Consider the following 16653-nt stretch of genomic DNA (forward strand, 5'->3'; position numbering starts at 1 on the left):
TCTACAGCCCCCAGATGATATCGGCCTTCTGCTGGCAGGCTTCACGCATCATGTCGAGAAACGGCCAGGCCCGCTGCGACAGTCCACCGCCACTTTCCTGGCGACGTTCGCGCGAGTACTGCAGCGATTCCAGCACAATCTCCGCTTTTTCGTCCTCCGAAATCGCCGCCTCGAGACGCCTGATTGCCCGCGGCAGTTCGTCGTGGAGAATGACCCCACGCGTATCCAGCCGCTTACCCACCAGACCCAGCAGATACTGGGCGAGATCCCTGAGCATGACGACCTCCGGCGTAGCGGGGGATTGAAACGTGACCAGCATGATGGCCTCCTTGCTTCTGTCAGTATTGAACTACGGCGGAACGCGCTCTGCCAGCGTCCTCCCGACCTGAGGCACTACGCTTTTCGCACCGCGAGTGACATGCCACCCGGAGCAGCGGGGGGACCTTCCGCGGTGACGAGAGCGGGCGCTCTCCTGATGATCAGTCGTGCGCATTCGGGCGGAGCATGGCCCCGTAAACACGTGCAATCTGGGCGAGTCATTTCATCCGGATTGCTCCTGCTGCGAATCAGTCATCTGCAGAAGTCATCTGCAGACCTGCATTTATTTTATATCACAATGTGACATATTTAGGCAAAGACGGCCGTACATTGACCGATCAGCCGGCGGACGCAGGAACGGCAGCTTCGTAAGCCACCCGGTCCGCATCACGGCACAGTGGCGCAGACTTTCATGTCACGGCGAGATACAACCATCATGAGATGTTTTGCGGGGGACTGCCCGAGAGTATCGTCCCGGCCTATGTGACACCGTCCAGCCACTCTCCCGGTCCAATCTCCAATCCCGCGTCTCCGCCGTATTCCAGATTTGCCCCGGTGGCTCGCTGTCCGACGGCCAGAGCGCCGGAGCCCGTGCTTTGGCGCATTACCTGGAATTGCTTTGGCCGACGGCGACAATGCGCGTCTTTCCCCGGCAGCAAACGTTCCCCGCCCGAGGGCCAATGGTATTTCAGCCCCGCTGCCGTTCGCGGTGCCAGCCATTGCGAGTGCAGAGCCATGGTCCAAAACTTCCGGCGTTTTTCGGCGACGACACGCTGTCCTCCGCTAGCCGCAAATTACATGGCAGACAGGATCTGTCCGCGTTCTGACAGGGCGATCCGCCCTGGCCACGTACCCGGCGTTTTCCACAATTTGGTGGTGAGCGAGCAACTGGCAGGGAAGTTCGAGCACTGTCGGCCTGCCGTCTTCCCTTTCATAATGCCTGCACCGCACGGAACGGAATTTGCGGCAGTCGATAGGCTCATTTGCGTATTCGCCAAGGAGAGACATTCATGGCTCAAACCGTCAGCGACTTCATCGTCGAGCGACTGCACGCCTGGGGCGTGCGCCGGATTTACGGCTATCCGGGCGACGGCATCAACGGCATGTTCGGCGCGCTCAACCGGTTTCAATCGAAACAGAAGCACGACAGGAACGACAGGACCGGTGATTCGGATCACGGCATCGAATTCATCCAGGTCCGCCACGAGGAAATGGCCGCGTTCATGGCGGCTGCGCACGCCAAATTCACCGGCGAACTCGGGGTCTGCATCGCCACCTCCGGCCCCGGCGCGTCGCATCTGATCACCGGTCTCTACGACGCCAGAATGGACCACATGCCCGTGCTCGCGATAGCCGGACAGCAGGCGCGCGCCGCGCTCGGCGGCCACTATCAGCAGGAACTGGACCTCGTCTCGATGTTCAAGGACGTCGCGGGCGCTTTCGTCGAACAGGCCAGCGTCCCCGCGCAGGTCCGCCATCTCGTCGATCGCGCGGTGCGCACCGCGCTCGCCGAACGCAAGGTCACCGCGATCGTGCTGCCCAACGATCTGCAGGACCTGCCGTATGAAGCGCCGGGCCGCAAGCACGGCACGCTGCATTCGGGCGTGGGCTTTCGCGCGCCGCGACTCGTGCCCTATCCCGACGATCTTCAGCAGGCGGCCGACGTACTCAACGCCGGCAAGAAAGTGGCGATTCTCGTCGGCGCGGGCGCGCTGCATGCGACCGACGAAGTCATCGCCGTCGCCGAAAAACTCGGCGCGGGCGTCGCCAAGGCGTTGCTCGGCAAGGCCGCGCTGCCGGACGATTTGCCGTGGGTCACCGGCGCGATCGGCCTGCTCGGCACCAAGCCGAGCTACGACCTGATGACGGAATGCGACACCCTGCTGATGATCGGCTCCGGCTTCCCCTATTCGGAGTTTCTGCCGAAGGAAGGCGCCGCCCGCGGCGTGCAGATCGACATCAAGGCGGACATGCTGAGCCTGCGTTATCCGATGGAAGTGAATCTGGTGGGCGATAGCGTGGAGACCTTGCGCGCACTGCTGCCGCTGCTCGAACACAAGCAGGACCGCGCGTGGCGCAAGACGATCGAAGGCTGGACCGAGGACTGGTGGCGAACGCTCGAGCGGCGCGCGCACGAAGCCGGCAACAACGCGGTCAATCCGCAGCGCACCGTGTGGGAGTTGTCGAAGCGCATTCCCGCCGACTCGATCGTGACGAGCGATTCCGGTTCCTGCGCGAACTGGTATGCGCGCGACCTGAAGGTGCGGCGCGGCATGATGTGCTCGCTCTCGGGCGGGCTCGCGTCGATGGGCGCGGCCGTGCCGTATGCGATCGCCGGCAAGTTCGCGTTTCCCGAGCGGCCCGTGATCGCGCTGGTGGGCGACGGCGCGATGCAGATGAACAACATGGCCGAACTGATCACCGTCTCGAAGTACTGGCAAGACTGGGCCGATCCGCGCTGGATCTGCATGGTGCTGAACAACGAGGATCTGAACCAGGTGACGTGGGAGCAGCGCGTGATGAATGGCGACCCGAAGTTCGAGGCGTCGCAGAACATTCCTTCCGTGCCGTATCACCGGTTCGCGGAATTGATCGGCCTGAAAGGGATTTACGTCGACGACGCCGAACAGATGGGCGCGGCCTGGGATGAGGCGCTCGCGGCGGACCGCCCGGTCGTCATCGAGGTGAAGGCCGATCCCAACATTGCGCCGTTGCCGCCGCATGTCACGCTCGCCCAGGCCAAGGCATTCGCCACGACGCTGATGAAGGGCGACCCGGAGCAAGGCAACGTGATTGTCGAGACCGCCAGGCAGGTGCTCGGCGCGGTGCTGCCGGGGCATCGCGACAAACCGCACAACACCTGACGCACGGACACATCGCATGGGATATCGCAAGCAATGAAGGCTACAAATTCCCCCTCACCTACGTGGCAGGCAAGAGTTGACGCGTTGCGCGCCAATGCCTATCGCATTCCGACCGACGCCCCAGAGGCCGATGGCACATTTGCGTGGAGCGCCACGACGCTCATAACCGTGGAAGTGAATGCCGGCGGCCAGACCGGTCTCGGCTATACCTACAGCGATGCGAGCATCGTGGCGCTGATCCGCGGGACTCTGAGTGCAGCCGTGCTAACGCATGACGTGCTCGACATTCGCGCGATCTCGCAACGCATGCAGCGTCAGGTCCGCAATCTCGGACGTGCGGGCATCGCGGCCACCGCCATTTCAGCAATCGACTGCGCGTTGTGGGACGTCAAGGCAAAACTGCTCGGCGTGCCGCTCGCCGCCCTGCTCGGCATGCAGCGCGAGGCCGTGCCGGTTTATGGCAGCGGCGGCTTCACGACCTATGACGATCAGCGCATGCGCGAGCAGCTCGCCGGCTGGGTGGAGCAGGATGGTTGCCGCTGGGTGAAGATCAAGATCGGCAGCGACCCTGCCAAAGATCGCGCACGTGTGCAAGGCGCTCGCGATGCGATCGGCGATGCCGGTCTTTTTGTCGATGCCAACGGCGCCTTCACGCCGCAACTGGCGCTGCACTACGCCCGGCAGTTCGCCGACCACCAGGTCGCGTGGTTCGAAGAGCCCGTTTTATCGGACGACCTCGGCGGCCTGCGCTTCGTGCGCGAACACGCGCCCGCCGGCATGGAGATCGCGGCGGGAGAATACGGCTACACGCTCGACGACTTCCGGCATCTGCTGTGCGCAGGCGCAGTCGACGTGCTGCAAGCGGACCTGACCCGCTGCGGCGGCGTGACCGACTTCTTGCAGGCAGCCGATCTGTGCGGCGCCTTTCATGTGCCGCTCTCCGCGCACTGCGCGCCGGCGCTACATCTGCATGCCGCATGCGCCGTCCCGCGCCTGCGTCATCAGGAATGGTTCCACGACCACGTACGCATCGAATCGATGCTGTTCGATGGTGCGCCTCGTCCGTGCAACGGCATGATTTCACCGGACCTCTCGCGCACCGGATGCGGACTCGAGCTCAGGGAGCGCGACGCCGCGCGCTATCTCGTCGGCTAGTTCGACGCATTGAAGAGGGAACCGGCGTCCATGAATTCGCAATGTATCTTCGGTCTTGTGGGCGGCGCAGCCGGCGCGATGGCTGTCGCCGCGCTGGCTGCCCGCGCGAAGGCAAATGGATCGACCGATGGCATCGGTGGAAAGACGGGCGCCGGCAGCATGCAAGGAGCCCATCATAGCGGCGCGCCTGCACCGATGGTGAAACGGCGCAATGAAGCCGGTTCGCTCACGCGAGCACCCGTCGTCCAGACGCATATTGAAGCCGCCCGCACGTTCAATCGCGGCTGCGCCCTCCTCGCGCTATCGGTGCTCGCGGACAGTGCGATGGAACACTATCGCGGCTCGTTCGCCAACCCCGCGATGTTCGCGCCGCTGGTTTCGTCCAGCGGTGCCCTGCTCGCGGGACTGCACGGTAGCCGGGATCATCGGCAGCAGATGCATCGCATGCGTCATGCGGCCTATCTGACGGCCGCCGCGACGGGCGTTGCCGGGGCCGCGTTTCACTTCTACAACGTCACGAAACGGCCCGGTGGATTCAGCTGGAACAACCTCTTTCATGCGGCGCCCCTCGGCGCTCCGCTCGCGCTGCTGCTATCGGGCGCCCTGGGCACAGTGGCCGAACAGCTTCGCGACGAACCCGTGCATGAGCCGCAATTATCCGGCATGCCCGCGGGCCGCGCGCTTACCCTGCTTGTGAGCGCCGGATTGCTCGGTACGGCTGGCGAAGCCGCGCTGCTGCACTTTCGCGGCGCCTTTCAGCATCGCGCGATGTATGCGCCCGTATGCGTGCCGCCCGTCGCAGCCGTACTGCTCGTTCACGCGGCGCTCGGCAGGCCGCGTGAGCGCTGGCTGACGCAGCTATGGCTACGCCTGACCACGGCATTTGGCTTCGCCGGCGCTGCTTTCCATGCTCGCGGCATTGCACGCCGCCAGGGCGGCTGGCGCAACTGGAGCCAGAACCTGTTCGCGGGCCCGCCGCTATCGGCACCGCCGAGCTTTTCGGCGCTGGCGCTAGCCGGTCTCGCCGCATTACGTTTGAGAGAAACCGAAAAATGAATCACGTAAAGAACAGGCCACGCGCGACGCGCTATCCCGGCTACGATGTGCTCGATAAACGCGATACGCCGTCGTGGGACGAAGTAACTCGCCGCGTGATCGCCCAACGTCTCGCGACGCCTCGCGAACCGCACTTCTTCAATGCTGTTGAATGGCTCGCGGCGCAAGCGCTAGGCGCCTGCATCGTGCCGCAGGCAGACGCGCAGCCGGCGGTGCCGCTTGCCGCGATGCTCGACGGGAAGCTGGCGACAAATGCGTGCGACGGCTATCGCCACACCGGCATGCCGCCGATGCGCGACGCGTGGCGCACCGGCCTCGCGGCGCTCGACGCCGAAAGCCGCGCCGCTCGTGAACTGCCCTTCGCGAGCCTCGATCCGCCTGAACGGACCGCGCTCCTCGAACGGATGCAGCGGGGCGAACTGAGGCATCCGGCGTGGCACGGCATGCCGTCGGAACGCTTCTTCAGCGAGCGTGTGCTGCACGATATGTGCGGCCTCTATTACTCCCATCCGCATGCGTGGAGCGAAATAGGTTTCGGCGGCCCGGCCAATCCACGCGGATATGTGCGCCTGTACCTCGATCGCCGCGATCCATGGGAAGCCGTGGAAGCGCAGCCGGGCAATGAGGATACCGTTCGCAAGGAGAACCGCCGTGTTCGATGACGCTCAGCGTCGTCCGCGCGGCAGTAACGGTCGCGCGCCCGACGTGTTTAATCCCGGCGGGTGGGTTCCGATGCGCGAATACCGAAACGACGAGGAAGTCGATTTCGCCATTGTCGGTACTGGCGCGGGCGGCGGCACGCTCGCCTGCCGTCTCGCGGAACGCGGCTTCAAGGTAGTCGCATTCGATGCGGGCGCGTGGTGGCGTCCGCTCGAAGAATTCGCCTCGGACGAGGCGCATCAGCAAAAACTCTTCTGGACCGACGAGCGCATCTGCGACGGCGAGAATCCGCTCAGGCTCGGGCGCAACAACAGTGGCAAGGCGGTCGGCGGCAGCACCGTGCACTTCGCGATGGTCTCGCTGCGTTTTCGTCCCGAGTGGTTCAGCTCACGCAGCCTGCTCGGCTACGGCGCGGACTGGCCGCTCGACTGACGCGAGATGTGGCGCTACTACGCGCAGGTCGAAGAGGCACTGAAGATTTCAGGACCGGTCAGCTATCCGTGGGGACCGAAGCGGCCGCGTTATCCGTACCGGGCACATGAACTGAACGCGGCCGCGCTGGTGCTCGCACGCGGCGCCGAGGCACTCGGCATCGGCTGGAGCCCGACGCCGCTCGCCACGCTCTCCGCGCCGCGCGGCAAGGCGCACCCGTGCGTGTACCGCGGCTTTTGCGTCTCGGGGTGCGCGACCAATGCGAAGCAGAGCGCCCTCGTGACGTGGATACCTCGCGCGCTGAATGCCGGCGCCGAAGTGCGGGATCTGGCGATGGTCGGGCGCGTCGCCACCAACGAAGCCGGGCTCGCCACGGGCGTCGAGTATCTGCGTGAAGGAGAGGGAGAACATTGGCAGTTTCAGCGCGCGAAGCACGTGGTGGTGGCCGGTTATGCGATCGAAACGCCGCGGCTGCTGGTGATGTCGGCGAACGGCCGGTTTCCGCATGGCCTCGCCAACAGTTCGGGCCTGCTGGGCCGGAATCTGATGGTGCAGTCGAACCAGGCGGTGTACGGCACCTTCGACGAAGAAATCCGCTGGTATAAGGGGCCCCCCTCACTTGCCATCACTGAACACTGGAATTACACCGACAAAGGCAAGGACTTCTTCGGCGGTTACTGCTACATGAGCCAGGGACCCTTGCCCAATGAGTGGGCGGCGGCGCAGAACGGCCGTGGACTATGGGGCGCGGCGCTCGCCGATGAGATGCAGCACTACAACCATCAGGCGGGACTGAAGATCGTGGGCGAAACGCTGCCGCAGGAGCGTAACCGCGTCATACTCGCGGACGAAACCGATCGGTACGGATTGCCGGTGGCTCATGTCACCTATTCGTTCTGCGACAACGACAGGCGGCTCATCGCCCATTCGCTCGACTTCATGGAACAGGCGCTCGCGGCGGCCGGCGGCAAGCATATATGGCGTGAGATGGACGACACCTGCCATCTGAACGGCACGGCGCGCATGGGCGACGATCCGTCGACCAGTGTTGTCAATGCGGACTGCCGTAGCTGGGACATACCAATCTGTGGATCTGCGACGGCTCGGTGTTTCCGACCGTCGGCGGCGTCAATCCATCACTGACGATCCAGGCGATTGCGTGCCGCACTGCGGACCGCATTGCAGCGCTCGCGGCTCGTGGTGAACTAGGCGACCAGCATCTCGTTCGCGGCTGCGGGCACCGCCGTTTCGTCTGACGCTTCCGGCATAACCGATGGCCTTGTGTGTTCCCCCGTTCGTCCGGACGGGAGAATGACCATGTCGGCCGTCGTACCGCGGCTATCGGACCAGCGTACGGGTTACGGCAAGCGACACAATGGCTTTTAATGGATTGCAACGCCGCTATACGGCCTTCTGGTCGATCATTTCGGATGACAGCGTCGCTGCGCCAATCGTCAGGTTTCCGGAGAGGATTCACTGCGGGTCCGAAGGTGCAGCGCTGAAGTATGGCGAAACGCGCGCACACGTATTCATCGACTGTGCGCTCGCCTGCCGCAAGCCGCCGTTCGGTCGTGCTGCAGTCGCGCCGCAAAATCGATCATCGAGAAAACCGTGCACTCGCCTGCCGGCCCGAAGGTGCGCCGATGGCCCGGCTTCACGCCGTTTTTTTTAGACGCAACAGGCTAATTCGTGACGCGTTCTTTGTCACGGAACCCGGCCGGCTGCGGGGAACCGCTTATCGCGAAAATGGCCTAAATAGGACATCGCCCATTTTGGAGGTCTCAAATGGCTGCCATGCAATCAGGGGCGGTGCCCCTCTCCGATCAGGATGCCCGGCGCCAGTTACGCCGCGCCGTCATCGCCAGCACGATCGGTACCACGATCGAATGGTACGATTTTTTCCTCTACAGCACGGTCACGGGCCTGGTTTTCGCGAAGCTGTACTTCCCGGAGTCCGATCCCCTCGTGGGCACCCTACAGGCTTTTCTGATCTATGCCGTTGGCTTTATAGCGAGGCCGGTTGGCGCGGCCATTTTCGGCCATTACGGAGATCGCATCGGACGCAAGGCCACGCTGATCGTGACGCTGTTACTGATGGGACTCGCCACGTTTGCCGTGGCCTTCGTTCCGACCTATGCGGCGATCGGCATCTGGGGCGCCGTCGCGCTGACGGTGCTGCGTTTCATCCAGGGTGTAGGCGTAGGCGGGGAATGGGGTGGCTCGGTCCTGATGTCGATGGAATGGGCGCGTACCAACGCGCATCGAGGCTTTGTCGCCTCCTGGCCGCAGTTCGGCGTGCCGGCCGGCCTGTTCCTGGCCAATCTGGCAGTGCTCGCGATGAGCCAGATCTCCGGCAGCGGTTTCCTCACATGGGGCTGGCGCGTGCCTTTCTTCCTCAGTATTGTACTGGTCGCGATCGGCCTCTATATCCGCTTGAATATTCTCGAGACGCCAGTCTTTGCGCGGCTCCTGGCCGACCGCAAGATCGAGAAGACGCCGATGCTGGAGGTCTTGCACCGTCAGCCGAAAGACATCCTTCTCTCGGCCTTCGCACGCATGGCCGAACAGGCACCTTTTTATATTTTCACGGCCTTCGTCTTCACCTATGGCGTCACAACACTGGGCGTGACGCGCGACCTGCTGCTGACGGCGGTGCTGGTGGCTTCCGTGCTGGAATTCTTCACTATCCCGTTCTTTGGTCACGTGTCGGATCTGATCGGGCGGCGGCGGATGTACATGATCGGTGCCGCTGCTGTCGGCGCATTCGGTTTCCTCTATTTTGCGATGGTTGACACCAGGTACCCGATCTGGATCTTCACGGCCATCGTGCTCTCGCTGGTACCGCATTCGATGATGTACGGTCCCCAGGCCGCTTTGATCGCTGAATCGTTCACCGGGCGGCTGCGTTACAGCGGGGCGTCCATGGGCTACCAGCTGGCTTCCGTTATTGCCGGCGGCCCGGCGCCGCTGATTGCGACCGCGCTCTTCGCTTACTACCATTCGGGCTATGCGGTCGCAGTCTACGTGCTGGCGTGCGCGGTGCTCAGCCTGATCGCCGCTTCACGGCTGGGGGATTACACAAACAGGGACATCTCGCAGGAATACGACGAAGCTCGGACGATGGGCGATAAAGGACACACCACCCCGGCCGCATGAATGATCGGCTTGCCGCGCCTTGCCCGTCAATACGACCAGGTACTGGATCAGGGCGGGTTCAGCAGCCGTGTAGTGGCCTCGATGCGGCGGCCCGCAAGCACGGCACTGATGCACGCTGGCGAGATCGGCCTCCGTCACGCTGTTGTGCAGTCGGATAGTTCGGGGCAAACGGTGGGACGTTCGCGCGCGATCTGGAAACGCCAACACATTTTGCTTTTCGGCCGCGCCCCTTTGACCACGGACAATATTGCAGGAGTCGCTAACAGAACGACAGGACAAGCCCGCCGCGAGCAAGACAACGAAATCGCAGCGCTGATATCGTTCCGTTCTTTGCCGGCCTGGTATCGGAAACCCGGTTCCTCGAAAGCACGAAAAGCGCGTTGGCCAGCGCTGCCGATTATTGCGACTGGTTGGGGAACGCTTGTCAGTCGGGTTGCTGATAGCCCGCAGGAGATGAATGAACAGAGCGAATGGTTTGGCCCGGTATGCGAGCCTCGGTCCTGTCAGTTGGCCGGGCCGCGTCAGGCTCCGTCGTACTCGCCCAGTTCTGGATGCAAGTGAACGTACAGGAGTGCAAGCCAGCGGCCGGGAAAGGTCGGACAAATCCAGGTTATGTGGGGCGGGCTACCCTCCAGAACCAGATGGCGCTTTCTGACCGCTGCGCCAAATGCCCTGCGCGCGTCGAAAACAATCCATCCGTAGACAAGTAATACCGCCGCCGCGCCATACAGAACCAGCGCGGTCGGAGAAACGGCGCCCGCGTTCAGGTCGGCAGTGACTGAAAGCAGCAGCGCGCTGGTCTGTGCGATGGCGCCTGCAATGAGGGCTACCGTCAACTGAGCCTTGAGTTTGACTATGAGAGATGATTTCAAATCGAGCCTCGCTGCCGCTTAACGAATTCACCGTTTGCGGTGTGCCCCCAACGCCAGAACGATTCGCAGCCTCAAAGCCGGTGAGAACACTGACATTTTTCTTCAGACGCGCATCGGCTAGACAGGCCGACGACGAGCGGCCATGCGTCTGCCGGCATCGCGCGCCTTTTTAAGATTGTCCCCTCAAAATGCTCGCTACACAGGCGTTATTTTGCATTTGACGGCAACGTCAAATCTGACCGTGAAGTTTCGAACGCGGACGAAATTGAACGACTCACTCGCGATGAGTCTTGCCTCCGGCTGCATCGCAAGAGCCGGCATGCGCCGCTGAACCGATACCGAGCGCGCGCGAGTTCATTTTGCCTGGGGCAACTTGCGCGATTCAGCGCTGGATGTTGGGAACAGTGCTGGGTCCGTCTACCTTGAAATATTCCGTTTCAGAAGTCTGAAACCTTGGGTCAACATTGCGGGCGTCTGGGGCGTTAAGGAGATGAGCGGTGAGAAGCCGTCCCGTTAGCTGAACGGGAACCTGATGGAGCGGAGCATGAAACACTCGAACGGGCAGTCCCTGCGCTGTCAGGTCGAAAAGTGGCTGGCCCCGACGACCACGACGGTCGTACACGTAACCAGGTTCAGTCGCACCGGGAAGCATGGGCGCCGCTACGTATGCGTCGAGGCGCGGTCACCGGCCGGAGCGCGCGCATTGTTCTTCTTCAGGCACGACGACGGCAACTGGTGCGTGTTCCCGCCGACTGCCAGCGAGCGCAAGTCAACCGCACGGGACCCGCTCGCGCAGACGACCGTCGCCACCTGTTGAGGGCAGTCGCAGTCCTCTGCGCTGAATCACCGCCCTCACGATTCAACCTGGCAGGTGGGCTCCTCAGGTGGCTGGCCAATGAGTCACGTTCATCTCATCGCTTTACAGTTTGAAGGTCACCGCGCGAACTTCCACGTCCGCATGGTATGGCGCCGCGATTTCTTCAACGGTCTGGGTCACATGCACTCAGGTGTCGGCTCCGGAGGTGACACACAAGCCCAAACGTTTGCCTGAAACCAACATCGAGCCGTCCTTTCGTCTGCTCGCGCCGGGCATCATCAAGGCAGGTGCCCGTTTGGATAGCGTCAAGCAGGACGTCCGGTTTACCGACAAACATCTTGGCCGCTCGGCCGAGGTGATTGTCGCTGTGTCAGGGGGTCATGGTTGTCGCTCCGTTCGGGTTGTCAGTGGGTAATTGACGGCGGCGCTCTTTCTGTTTGTCGCTGGCTGTGCGGCGCCGATAGCTTTCGACATTCAGCTCGAAGATCGTCGAGTGATGGACGAGCCGGTCGATGGCGGCCACCGTCATGCCGGGGTCCGGGAAGACGTCATTCCAGCCGGAGAATGGCTGGTTGGCGGTTATCAGAAGACTTTTCCGCTCGTATCTTTCGGCGATCAGTTCGAACAGCACGCTTGTTTCGGCCTGGTCCTTCCTCACGTACGACAGATCGTCCAGGATGATCAGGTCGAACCGGTCGAGTTTGGCAAGCGCCGAAGGCAGTTGCAGACTCTGACGTGCTACCTGGAGCTTCTGCACGATTTCACCGGTCCGGGTGAACAACACGCGATACCCGGCATCGATCAGGGCATGTCCGATTGCGCTTCCAAGATGACTTTTGCCGCCTCCAGGCGGCCCGAACAGGAGAATCGTGGCGCCTTTCTCAAGCCACGAATCGCCGGTGGCCAGCGCCATCACATGCGCCTTCGAGACCATAGGCACAACACCGAAGTGGAAGGTGGCAAGCGTCTTGGTCGGATCCAGATGCGACTCGGCACGATGACGTTCGATTCTTCGTTTAGCGCGCTCGGCGAGTTCATGTTCAAGCAATGCACCGAGTAGCCGGGACGCCTGCCAGCTTTCCTTGTCCGAGCGTTCAGCGAAGTCCGGCCACAACCGGCCGATCGTTGGCAGGCGTAGTTCGTTGAGCATACGTGCGATACGGCCAGAATCGTAGGCGGCGTTCATGCGAGCACCTCCTCATCGAGCAACGTGTCATAGAGCGCGGCGGACGGCATCTCGACGACAACCACTGGACACTCGGCCTGGCGCGGCGCGAACTCATCGAACAACGCCATCAGATCGGGCAGTTCACCGAGTTCGAGCAATGCATCGAGCCGCTCGGCCAGTTGCGCCTCGACGCCGTGGTGCCCGGCGAGCTCAAGCAAGCCCACCATGGCCTTGCAGGCGCTACGCGGCGTCAGTGCCTGATCCAGTCGTTCCCAGGTGCGACGATAGGCTTCACGCGGAAACAGATCGTCACGGAACGCGAGACCCCTGAAGGCCTGCGGCTTGCGTTTGAGCGAATCGATGAAGTGCCGGTAGTCGATGCCGCGACCGCGCCGCTTGCTCGTGTGCGTGGCTCTCGCCGCGCTGTGCACGAGCGCGCCAGACAGATAGCAATCGAGCCGGTCACTGTAGAGGCGTACCTTCAGGCGATGACCGATCAGCCGCGAGGGCGCGCTGTACAGGACACACCGCACGGTGAACGTGCCGCAGCGTGTCACGCGTGCCTCTTCCTCGGCAAAGTCGCTGGTACGGTGCTCAGGCAAATCCAGCAGGTGCTCGCGCTCGATCTGGAACGCGGCAGCATTACGCCGGTTGCGGCGCATCACCACCCCGCGCACGAACTCGTCGTAAGCGGCCCGGTCCGCGAAGTCTCGGTGACCGCGCAACTCCAGGGCCTGATCGACCTGATCCTTCAGATAGCGAGGATTCGACGCTGCCATTCTCGTGATTATGGCCTCGAGGCCATAATCGTGAGTATGGCGCGGTAAAAAATATGTGCTGCTCGATAACGAACTAGGCCAAGGCAGTACCTTTGTGGAAAGCGAACAGCACATATTATTCGGTTACAAGGTGCGGAGGAAGGTCATCAGGTCGGGCTGATCCCGCCATTGCTTTTGTCCTTCGGCACCGCCTTCCACTTCGCATGTCGCCAGCGCCCGCGCCTTTGTTTCCAGATTGATCTCGGCGTAGATATTGGTCGTCTCCAACGAAACGTGCCCAAGCCAGCCGCGTATCGTATTGATGTCGACACCGGCCTGGAGCAGTAGCGAGGCGGTCGTATGCCGAATCACATGTGGGTGCACATTCTTGCCGGCAAGCGACGGCGCGTTGGCTGCAGCACGGATAGCGCAGCGCTTGACCAATGCATGAATGCCGGAGCGCGTCATCGTCTGGTGGAATCGATTGAGGAACACCGGCGCGTCTGCGGCCCTCCCCTCGGACTGTGAGCGCAACGCATCGAGCGTGGATTTCCAGAGCGGGCAGCGGCGATGTCTGTTCCCCTTGCCGACGATGCTGACCGAGCGCGTGTGCCAGTCAACGTCGCCAATCTTGAGCTGCGCAGCTTCGCTTGCACGCGCTCCTGAGTTAAACATGAAGAGCAGTAACGCATGTTCGCGCTGCCCCTGCGCTGTATTGACGTCAGAGGCAGCGAGCAGGGCGTCCATTTCCTGCCTGCTAAGGTAGCTGATCTCCGGCCGACTGGCTCTCTTAACAGGAATCAGATGAATCTGTGCCCACCAGTCGACGTATTCAGGCGCATGTTCGCCGATGAAACGAGCCAGCGCATGGATGCCGCCAAGCCGCTGATTTCGTGTGCTGACCGTACAGTGGCGTTGTTCTTCCATGTGCGTCAGGAACAGACGGACCATTTGCGCGGAGAGATCATCAACGGTCAGGCGATCGATCCGCTTGTCGACCTTGGCGGCCAAATACGGAAGCAACAGCATGAGCATGTCGCGGTAACTTCTTTGCGTATTGACGGCAAGGTTACGTTCGCCCACCAGATACTCAATCAGGAAACGTCGGATCCACGGACCCAGCAGGGATGAGTTATTCATGTTGCACCTCAAGGACGTACGTTTCAAAGCGCGTGCTCGCTGCATTCAGCAACTCGGGCGTCAAGGTAAGGTAGCGTTGGGTGCCCGCGAGATCGATGTGGCCGAGATAGGTCGCGAGCTGCGGCAACAACAGTTGCAAATCCGCGCCGCAGCGATACCAGGCGATTAGCCGGTGCACTGCGCCTGAGTGTCGCAAATCATGCAGCCTCGGCTGGCAGGACGCACCGCCTTCGCGTTGGATATTTGCCAGAGTACGCTGTCGCTGAAAGGCCTTGCGCACAGCTTTCTGGCTCAGGGGGCGACCATCGCGTAAGCAGAAGAACGGCGCATCCGGTGCCTGCCCAAATCTCTGGTTGCGTAGCCGGGCATAAGTTTGCATCGCTCTATTCAGATCTGCGCCTAGCGGAACCAGCCTCGATCTATAGAATTTGCTCTCGCTCACGTGCAGGACGGCTTCGTCGAGATCGACGTCCTGCATGGTTAGCCGCAAGGCTTCGCCATGGCGGAGGCAACCGCCGTACAGAATCAGAATGAGTGCACGCAAAACATATGCATCCAGCAGACCGCGTGGACTGCATGCCGCCGACGCCACGTCGAGCAGGCGCTTTAATTCCTGCTGCGAATAAATATAGGGTGTCAGCGGTGGCGGCAATCTCGGACTGTAGCGAGGAAGCGGCGAGGCCTTGACATATCCACGCGAGAGGGCAAAACGAAACAGGCAGTCAAGTACAGACCTTCTCTTCCGGCAATGGTTAGTCAGCGGCCTGTTGCCAGTCAGAAAGTCCTGTACCTGCTCGACCGTGACCGATTCCACATCAATGTTGCCATCAACCCGGTGGCAGAATGAGGCAAGCGTGGCCGCCTCGGAATTGAAGCGCATGCCCAACGCCCGTTTGTGGCTCACGTATTGGGCGACGAGTTCGGAGAGCTTCATAGCAGACTCCCCAGATCGATTTCGGCCACACACCGCAGTCCGGTCAGGTCGACCTTTGCATAGATTCTCGTCGACGACGCGCTGCGATGGCCGAGGTGATCACCGATCTCCTTCAGCGCAAAACCAGCGTCGAGTAAATGCCGGGCGTTGGCGTGCCTCAGGCAATGTGCGCCACGCCGCGGAATGTCGATGCCAAGCGTCGCGAGACGCGAGCGGACAATGCCGCTTACGCGTCCGGGTGACAGCGGTCGGATCGGCGCCTCGACCGACAGGAAGAGCTCTCGATGGGCGCTTCGTGGACGCGCTTCCTTCAGGTAGCGCAGAATGGCGTTTCCAACGGTTGCCACCAGCGGGTATTGCTGTGTGCAGCGTTGCTTCGGACGATTGACATGAAGGATCTCGCCGCACCAGTCGATGTCCTCCAGACGGAGCCGTACCACCTCGCCGCGCCTCAGTCCGTAAACAACCAGCAGCATGATCATCGCACGGTTGCGTAGATCGATCGTGCTCTCGCCGACAAAGCTGGCGACAAACCTTTGCACGTCATCCCAGTTCAGCCCGAGCGGCAACCCCTCCTCTCTATACACCACAGGTGCTTCAATGCCCGACGCAACGTTGGTAGCCCACCCTTGTCCTTCTGCGTACCGGAAGAAATTGCGCAGCGTGCTCGCAAGCGCGTGCAATGAGAGTCTGCTCCAGCCGCGGTTGCCTTGATAGGCGAGGTAGGTGTCGACATCGTGGATAGTGAGAGCATCGAGTGCCTTGTCAGGGCGACAGACCATTGCCAGAAAATGGCCGATCTCATCACGACAGGTTGAAATAGTGGCAGAGGAAAGTCCTCGCTGGTCGCGCATGAAATCGACGTAGTGCTCGACATAGCGAACAAATGGTTCTTCTATAGGATGCCGTTCCTCCAGACGCCCCAGGAAGCGCAGCCAGGCCGTGGCGGTATGGATGAACAGAAGCCGCGAGCTGCGGGACTCGTTCGTGCGCTCACTTCGGAGAAGTCGAATCCGATGGTCAACCGCAAACGCGATTTCCTCGTGCGTTATTAACCGCGGGCGGGACAGATCAATGCTCTGTGAAAAAACCAGCAGGATCCACGCGATCTTCCGAATCGACCTGAGCGGATAACCCTGTTCCTGACAATGTACGAGGAAGCGCTTCCTGGATTCCACGCAGGGCGCGAGATTGTGGGCAGCAAGAACATGCGGACGCGTAAAGAGAGTCTCGAACATGATATTCCCCCATCATTGATCAGTGGAATATCAGTATCAGCCTGAAAATTATGTCGTCGTGGAAACGTCAACGCGATAGACGATG

The 16653-nt window shown here is 61.8% G+C and carries 12 protein-coding genes and 2 pseudogenes; 7 read left to right on the forward strand and 7 right to left on the reverse strand.

Annotated features, from left to right (window positions below; translation table 11 throughout):
- Nucleotide 1 precedes the first annotated feature (1 nt).
- Complete coding sequence (locus CUJ90_RS20190; protein ID WP_114163785.1) at nt 2–319, reverse strand: DUF1840 domain-containing protein; 318 nt, start codon at nt 317–319, stop codon at nt 2–4.
- A 1009-nt stretch (nt 320–1328) separates the two neighbouring features.
- Here CUJ90_RS20190 and CUJ90_RS20195 point away from each other — a divergent pair.
- From CUJ90_RS20195 to CUJ90_RS20220, 6 genes and pseudogenes are all read left to right on the forward strand, one after another.
- Nucleotides 1329–3182 carry a thiamine pyrophosphate-requiring protein gene (locus CUJ90_RS20195; protein WP_114163786.1) on the forward strand — a complete coding sequence of 618 codons (1854 nt, stop codon included), beginning with the start codon at nt 1329–1331 and terminating at the stop codon, nt 3180–3182.
- 33 nt (nt 3183–3215) lie between these two features.
- Nucleotides 3216–4337 carry an enolase C-terminal domain-like protein gene (locus tag CUJ90_RS20200; protein WP_114163787.1) on the forward strand — a complete coding sequence of 374 codons (1122 nt, stop codon included), beginning with the start codon at nt 3216–3218 and terminating at the stop codon, nt 4335–4337.
- Between the two features lie 195 nt (nt 4338–4532).
- The gene (locus CUJ90_RS20205; RefSeq protein WP_422879725.1) at nt 4533–5393 is read left to right on the forward strand and encodes a hypothetical protein; all 861 of its coding nucleotides are present in this window, start codon (nt 4533–4535) and stop codon (nt 5391–5393) included.
- Nucleotides 5390–6055 carry a gluconate 2-dehydrogenase subunit 3 family protein gene (locus CUJ90_RS20210; protein WP_114163789.1) on the forward strand — a complete coding sequence of 222 codons (666 nt, stop codon included), beginning with the start codon at nt 5390–5392 and terminating at the stop codon, nt 6053–6055. Before CUJ90_RS20205 ends, CUJ90_RS20210 begins: the two co-directional genes overlap by 4 nt.
- Nucleotides 6015–7741 (forward strand): annotated as a pseudogene (locus CUJ90_RS20215) (GMC family oxidoreductase). Before CUJ90_RS20210 ends, CUJ90_RS20215 begins: the two are co-directional and overlap by 41 nt.
- A 529-nt stretch (nt 7742–8270) precedes the next feature.
- On the forward strand, nt 8271–9641 hold the full coding sequence (locus CUJ90_RS20220) for an MFS transporter (RefSeq protein WP_114163790.1): 1371 nt from the start codon (nt 8271–8273) through the stop codon (nt 9639–9641).
- 521 nt (nt 9642–10162) lie between these two features.
- Here the strand turns inward: CUJ90_RS20220 and CUJ90_RS20225 are convergent.
- Nucleotides 10163–10513 carry a hypothetical protein gene (locus tag CUJ90_RS20225; protein WP_114163791.1) on the reverse strand — a complete coding sequence of 117 codons (351 nt, stop codon included), beginning with the start codon at nt 10511–10513 and terminating at the stop codon, nt 10163–10165.
- Nucleotides 10514–11057: 544 nt separating this feature from the next.
- On the opposite strand from CUJ90_RS20225, the gene CUJ90_RS20230 reads away from it, so the two are divergent.
- On the forward strand, nt 11058–11330 hold the full coding sequence (locus CUJ90_RS20230) for a hypothetical protein (RefSeq protein WP_073431601.1): 273 nt from the start codon (nt 11058–11060) through the stop codon (nt 11328–11330).
- A gap of 370 nt (nt 11331–11700) precedes the next feature.
- Here the strand turns inward: CUJ90_RS20230 and istB are convergent, their stop codons facing one another.
- The 5 genes and pseudogenes from istB to CUJ90_RS20255 all read right to left on the reverse strand — a co-directional run bounded on the left by istB (nt 11701) and on the right by CUJ90_RS20255 (nt 16568).
- On the reverse strand, nt 11701–12516 hold the full coding sequence (gene istB, locus CUJ90_RS20235) for an IS21-like element helper ATPase IstB (RefSeq protein ID WP_114163792.1): 816 nt from the start codon (nt 12514–12516) through the stop codon (nt 11701–11703).
- Nucleotides 12513–13296, reverse strand: a pseudogene (locus tag CUJ90_RS20240) (Mu transposase domain-containing protein); the annotation flags it as partial. The gene istB and the pseudogene CUJ90_RS20240, both read right to left, overlap by 4 nt.
- Before the next feature lie 104 nt (nt 13297–13400).
- On the reverse strand, nt 13401–14396 hold the full coding sequence (locus CUJ90_RS20245; RefSeq protein WP_114163793.1) for a tyrosine-type recombinase/integrase: 996 nt from the start codon (nt 14394–14396) through the stop codon (nt 13401–13403).
- Complete coding sequence (locus CUJ90_RS20250; RefSeq protein WP_114163794.1) at nt 14389–15330, reverse strand: tyrosine-type recombinase/integrase; 942 nt, start codon at nt 15328–15330, stop codon at nt 14389–14391. The genes CUJ90_RS20245 and CUJ90_RS20250 overlap by 8 nt, the downstream gene beginning before the upstream one ends.
- A complete protein-coding gene (locus tag CUJ90_RS20255; protein ID WP_208645277.1) occupies nt 15327–16568 on the reverse strand; it encodes a tyrosine-type recombinase/integrase in 1242 nt (413 codons plus the stop codon). Before CUJ90_RS20255 ends, CUJ90_RS20250 begins: the two co-directional genes overlap by 4 nt.
- Nucleotides 16569–16653 lie beyond the last annotated feature (85 nt).

Source organism: Paraburkholderia terricola, assembly GCF_003330825.1.
GTDB classification, from domain to species: Bacteria; Pseudomonadota; Gammaproteobacteria; order Burkholderiales; family Burkholderiaceae; genus Paraburkholderia; species Paraburkholderia terricola.

Bases quoted from the DNA above. Each gene is read 5' to 3' on its own strand.
- CUJ90_RS20205 (WP_422879725.1), top strand. From the start codon at position 4,533: ATGGTGAAACGGCGCAATGAAGCCGGTTCGCTCACGCGAGCACCCGTC.
- CUJ90_RS20195 (WP_114163786.1), top strand. From the start codon at position 1,329: ATGGCTCAAACCGTCAGCGACTTCATCGTCGAGCGACTGCACGCCTGG.
- CUJ90_RS20200 (WP_114163787.1), top strand. From the start codon at position 3,216: ATGAAGGCTACAAATTCCCCCTCACCTACGTGGCAGGCAAGAGTTGAC.
- istB (WP_114163792.1), bottom strand. From the start codon at position 12,516: ATGAACGCCGCCTACGATTCTGGCCGTATCGCACGTATGCTCAACGAA.
- CUJ90_RS20230 (WP_073431601.1), top strand. From the start codon at position 11,058: ATGAAACACTCGAACGGGCAGTCCCTGCGCTGTCAGGTCGAAAAGTGG.
- CUJ90_RS20250 (WP_114163794.1), bottom strand. From the start codon at position 15,330: ATGAAGCTCTCCGAACTCGTCGCCCAATACGTGAGCCACAAACGGGCG.
- CUJ90_RS20190 (WP_114163785.1), bottom strand. From the start codon at position 319: ATGCTGGTCACGTTTCAATCCCCCGCTACGCCGGAGGTCGTCATGCTC.
- CUJ90_RS20220 (WP_114163790.1), top strand. From the start codon at position 8,271: ATGGCTGCCATGCAATCAGGGGCGGTGCCCCTCTCCGATCAGGATGCC.
- CUJ90_RS20255 (WP_208645277.1), bottom strand. From the start codon at position 16,568: ATGTTCGAGACTCTCTTTACGCGTCCGCATGTTCTTGCTGCCCACAAT.
- CUJ90_RS20245 (WP_114163793.1), bottom strand. From the start codon at position 14,396: ATGAATAACTCATCCCTGCTGGGTCCGTGGATCCGACGTTTCCTGATT.
- CUJ90_RS20210 (WP_114163789.1), top strand. From the start codon at position 5,390: ATGAATCACGTAAAGAACAGGCCACGCGCGACGCGCTATCCCGGCTAC.